Origin of the sequence: Mesorhizobium sp. B1-1-5, assembly GCF_006443065.1 — a bacterium.
Classification (GTDB): Bacteria; Pseudomonadota; Alphaproteobacteria; order Rhizobiales; family Rhizobiaceae; genus Mesorhizobium.
Genome location: NZ_VFWS01000700.1, coordinates 1 through 1002 on the forward strand (window position 1 = coordinate 1; position 1002 = coordinate 1002).

Genomic DNA, 1002 nt, shown 5'->3' on the forward strand with positions numbered 1-1002 from the left:
CCCGGCATGACGCCGAGCGTGATTTCGGGCTGGCCGAACTTGGCGTTGTCGCCGGCGATGATGAAGTCGCACATCATCGCCAGTTCGCAGCCGCCGCCCAGCGCATAGCCGGCCACCGCCGCGATGATCGGCTTGCGCGCCCGGGTCAACTCTTCCCAGCCGACGAAAAAGTCCTTGATGTAGGCATCGACGTAGGAAATCGACTGCATTTCCTTGATGTCGGCGCCTGCGGCGAAGGCCTTCTCGGAACCAGTGATGACCATCGCGCCGATGCCGTCATCTGCCCCGAACACGTTTACCGCGGCCACCAATTCCGCCATGACCTGGGAATTCAGCGCATTGAGCGCCTTCGGCCGGTTCAAGGTGATCAGCCCGACCTTGCCCCTGGTTTCAACGACGATCGTTTCATAGGCCATGGCTTCGGCTCCTCTTCCAGGCAATTGAAGATCGATCTAGCTCACCGCTGACAGGTCCGGCAATAGAAGGTCGAGCGGCCGCTCTGCGTGATGCGCTCGATATGGCCGCCGCAGCCAGGCTTGGAGCAGGGTTCGCCCTCCCGGTCATACACCGCGAAGGAGTGCTGGAAATAGCCCAGCGAACCGTCGGTCTGCATGTAGTCGCGCAGCGACGATCCGCCGGCCGCAATGGCATCTGCGATGACCGAGCGGACCGCCACGGCAACCCCCCGGCTTTGCTCACCCGCTTTCTTGCCGGCTTTGGCTATCGTGCCCGCCTCGCGCAGCGGCGACAGCCCGGCGCGCCATAGCGCCTCCGAGACATAGATGTTGCCGAGCCCGGCTATCAATCTCTGGTCGAGAAGAGCGGCCTTCAGCGGCGATTTCCGGCCCTTCAGCAGTGAGGCCAGCAGCACTCCGTCAAGCGCATTGCCGGTGGGTTCGACGCCGAGCCCCGCCAGCATCGGATGGGTGTCCGGCGGCCCTTCGCAAAACAGCATGAAGCCGAAGCGACGCGGATCGTTGAAAACCACGCGCGAGCGGGTGC

Annotated in this window: 2 protein-coding genes; both read right to left on the reverse strand. The window is 63.7% G+C overall.

The annotated features are described in order from the left end of the window. Nucleotides 1–416 (reverse strand): enoyl-CoA hydratase-related protein (locus tag FJ980_RS34510; protein WP_181181439.1); only part of this gene is annotated, 416 nt, incomplete at its 3' end. Nucleotides 417–457: 41 nt separating this feature from the next. Further along, nucleotides 458–1002 (reverse strand): zinc finger domain-containing protein (locus FJ980_RS34515; protein ID WP_281406375.1); only part of this gene is annotated, 545 nt, incomplete at its 5' end.